Annotated in this window: 4 protein-coding genes; all 4 read right to left on the bottom strand. The window is 37.2% G+C overall.

Annotated elements, in window-relative coordinates:
• The coding region (locus JZO69_RS15975) for a toxin Cry1Ac domain D-VI-related protein (RefSeq protein WP_242586915.1) at positions 1 to 1,242 on the bottom strand (1,242 nt) is incomplete at its 3' end.
• A gap of 11 nt (positions 1,243 to 1,253) precedes the next feature.
• Complete coding sequence (locus tag JZO69_RS15970; protein WP_010772619.1) at positions 1,254 to 1,694, bottom strand: EF2685/EF0750 family sortase-dependent surface protein; 441 nt, start codon at positions 1,692 to 1,694, stop codon at positions 1,254 to 1,256.
• 215 nt (positions 1,695 to 1,909) lie between these two features.
• Positions 1,910 to 2,722: a WxL domain-containing protein gene (locus JZO69_RS15965; RefSeq protein WP_010772620.1), complete on the bottom strand. Its 813-nt coding sequence runs from the start codon at positions 2,720 to 2,722 to the stop codon at positions 1,910 to 1,912.
• A gap of 64 nt (positions 2,723 to 2,786) precedes the next feature.
• The coding region (locus JZO69_RS15960; RefSeq protein WP_207113810.1) for a WxL domain-containing protein at positions 2,787 to 3,185 on the bottom strand (399 nt) is incomplete at its 5' end.

Below are 3,185 nucleotides of genomic sequence, written 5' to 3'. Positions count from 1 at the left end.
TTCCGCCTGACCTGAAATGGTTCCAGTTTGGTCTTTGATTGCATTTAATGTCGGTTTCTCTGGTGGGGTGTTATCCTTGACTTGCCGTGTTTCAGAAGTCGTTTTTCCTCTCAACATGCTCGTCACGGTGATTTTTTCATTCCACTTAAAATACTTTCCTTCTGGCAGTGAGTAGCTAAAGTTCCCTTCTGCATCTGCGCGAATCTGGTATTTTTTTGAATCCTCCGCCACTTCTGAGCTTAAGGTTCCCTCTGGAAAGGCACTACTTCCTGAAAATTGAAGAAAGGAATTTGGATAGGTTTCCCCTTTGATGGTATGACTTAGTTCATTTTTCGGATCATTGACCAATTCTGTTGGAATCGCCAAGCTCATTGTAATTTTGTCCAGCAAAGCTTGAGCTTTGGCTAGTTCCTTTGTTAGTTCTGCTTTCGTCGTTTGATTGACGATTGTTTCAATCGATTTTTTTGCGTTATCAATTTTTGTTTGCGTCGCCGAAAGTTTTAATTCTGTGTGTGTACTATCTGTGAATAAAGCTTCAAGTTCTTCGCTTGATTCTGTAATCCCTTGAGTCAGATCTACAACCGATAACTTCCGATAATTGGCACGATTATTCTGCGAAGTTTGAGCCACAGAAAAACTAACTGCCATTTCAGTTGTTGTTGCTTTAACGATTTTTTTAACCTGAATAATATTAGTTGAGCGGATTTCTAGGTTCCTATAAGTTGGAAAAACAGAAACGGGGTTATCTACATCTGTGTTTGATACCCAATCTAATGCGTATTTTGCATCAGCATAATTACCCTGCATTTCTGTAGAAAGTTGATAATAATGTCCTGGAATTGTTGGAAACGTACTCCTTATTTGTATATCCTGAACATTAAATTGAATACCAAATCTCGTTAATTCGACAGACGAAGAATCAACAACGGATTTTACGAGTTCTGTTTCATACTCAATTTCCCCCCCCCCATTCCACTCCTTTAGCGCTTTCCACTGATTAGGAGTAAAAATAGTTTTGAGTAAGAATTTCCACTTACCCTTGTATAGCAAATTATATTTCGAAAGAATTGTTTCATCTGTTATTTCAGGCGGCGTTGTCTCTTCTCTAATTTGACTATTGATTTCTCTCGGATTTTCTTCAGCCTTCATAACTATTTTTGTTCCTACTTTTAAATAAATCAAGAGTGCCAAACAACTTAGTGTCACAGCCACTATCAAGAGAAAATACTTTTTATTTTTCATTTTTCCACGTCCTATTTATCGGTATTTTTAATAACTACCTTATAAAATTTAAAGATGAGAAACGCGAAAACAAGTATTAAGACTAGCATACCTAATCCCATTAGCAAAACATTGCTTTTGGTTCCTGTGCTAGGTAACACACCAGTTAGACCAGACTTGGCTGTTGTATTTCTATTCATTTTTGACGATTCTTCCACTTTACTTGATGTATCTGTATTAGTCCGATTCCCCTCGGATGTGTTTGTCGTACTTTTTGATTCTGATGTATTTGTTGTACTACTTGGTAAAGTTGTACTCGAACTAGAATCACCGCCAACCGATACATCACTATTAAAAGTCAAGCCAATTTCAGTATCATAGTTTATTGCTTCTGCTACTTTAGAAAGCTGAAACAATGATAGTGTTATAAATATCATGCTTAGCAAAATAAAATATTTTTTTCTCATTCTCATAGTCACTCTCCTTGGTTTTAACCTGTAAACATATAAAATATGGACTCTTACTTCGCTCAGTCCAAGTAGTGCTGGTTTTTTAGTGACCATGTTACACGAATAGCGACTTCCATATCTTATATAATTACAGGTTATGCATTTTGCTTTATGTAAGAATTGATTATTGCAGTAGCAGGTTTTCACTACTACTGCAATAATCAATTACCTTAATCTGTTTAGTTGCCTGTAGGAGGCGTTGTTGGTGTTGTTGATAACGTCCAAGTTATTGTAGATTTATATTCTTCATTAGCATCTTTCTTAGAATCAGCTGGAACGCTAAGTGTAACGTTAGGATTTCTATCGGTATCTGTTAAAGTAGCTGTTGTATCCTTGCTGAATACTGCTGCCCATGAACCCATTCCTTGATCCGCTTTTGCTACAATAAGTGGCTTAGCTTCTGGAGTCAGTGTTACATTTGTATTTAATGTAGCTGGCTTAAAATCTTTTCCGTCAACTGGTTTTACTGGAGATGTAAATTGTGAATGTCCCAATGTTAACGTAGCTTTTAAATCTGCATTTTTATCTACTACAGTTCCTTTGAATGGAGTGGCTGCAACTGTTAATTCCCATCCATCATTCGTTCCTCTATTATCTGTAACTTGCACATAGTGAGGAACATATTTCGATTGTAAAGGCTCTGCCACTTTACCCGTTTCATCTAATAAATTAACTTTCATGTATAGTGGATGATACTCTGCTGCATTACCTGACATTGTAACTGTTCCAAACTTAAAGTTCGGTGCAAAATCAACTCTTAGAGGTCCTTTAGTTCCAACTGAACCTTCCCCAGTCTCTGGTTTAACGCCATTACCATCAGGATCCAGTGGATCGATCGTATTCCCGTCATTATCAGCATCTTGAGGTTCTGATTTGAATTTAACGGTTGCATCAGTTGTAGGCGCTGCAACTTGATCAGCAAAAGCTGGTGACGCTGCTCCTAAAATAAATGTACTGATTAATAACGCAGAAGCGATTGTTGTTTTTTTCATAATAAACTTCCTCTTTCCTTTTTAAATGTTTAAATTACTAGTTTATCCCCTATTGATGTTTCTTTTATGGTGTAACCTCTGGTGAAACTTCTGATTTTTCTGGCGCATCTACTAATGTCCATGTTAATACCGTTTTATACGCTACATTTGCTAATTTTGCAGTATCGCCTGGAATAGTTAATGAAACACTCTTAGCCGCTTGTTCATTAGTATCTCCTAATGAATAGTGCCAAGTTCCCATTCCTTTACCAGCAGCAGCATCAACAACCGTTACAGCGGCAGCACCTGGAATAAGCTTTTGACTAATCCCTAGTGGTGCAAATTCTGATCCTTTTTGTACTGACTTCAGTACAGGATTGTTGAGTGAAAGTTCTGCACCTGTAAGTTCAGTAACTTTATTATCCTTGTCTTTTGCTTGGAATTGCGAATCTTGCTTAAGTTGTAACTGCCAACCTGCATTCGT

Source organism: Candidatus Enterococcus ikei (assembly GCF_017316105.1).
Taxonomy (GTDB): Bacteria; Bacillota; Bacilli; order Lactobacillales; family Enterococcaceae; genus Enterococcus_L; species Enterococcus_L ikei.
Note: the sequence above shows the minus strand (reverse complement) of the source record. Positions and strands in the feature narration are given on the sequence as shown.